The 467-nt window shown below is 55.7% G+C and carries 1 protein-coding gene; it reads right to left on the bottom strand.

Annotated features, from left to right (window positions below):
* The coding region (locus CSV68_RS16605; protein WP_483315686.1) for a succinate--CoA ligase subunit alpha at window positions 1-467 on the bottom strand (467 nt) is incomplete at both ends.

Here is a 467-nt window from a genome sequence, read left to right as displayed (position 1 = left end):
GCGCCTGCGTGACCCATACGCTTACCTTTCGGCGCTGTCACACCTGCGATATAACCGACAACCGGCTTGGTCACATGTTCTTTGATATACGCAGCCGCTTCTTCTTCTGCGCTACCGCCGATCTCACCGATCATCACGATCGCTTCGGTCTGCGGATCTTGCTGGAACATTTTCAGGATATCAATGAAGTTAGAACCTGGGATGGGGTCACCACCGATGCCCACACAGGTGGACTGGCCGAAACCGTAGTCGGTAGTCTGCTTAACCGCTTCATAGGTCAGCGTACCGGAACGGGAGACGATACCCACTTTACCCGGTTTGTGAATGTGACCCGGCATGATGCCGATTTTGCATTCGCCTGGGGTGATAACGCCCGGGCAGTTCGGGCCGATCATGCGCACGCCCGCTTCATCCAGCTTCACTTTCACGGTCAGCATATCCAGCGTCGGGATACCTTCGGTGATGGT

Origin of the sequence: Sporosarcina sp. P29 (genome assembly GCF_002743265.1) — a bacterium.
GTDB lineage: Bacteria > Bacillota > Bacilli > Bacillales_A > Planococcaceae > Sporosarcina.
The sequence above is the reverse complement of the archived record's forward strand: the minus strand, read 5'-3'. Positions and strand labels throughout refer to the sequence as shown.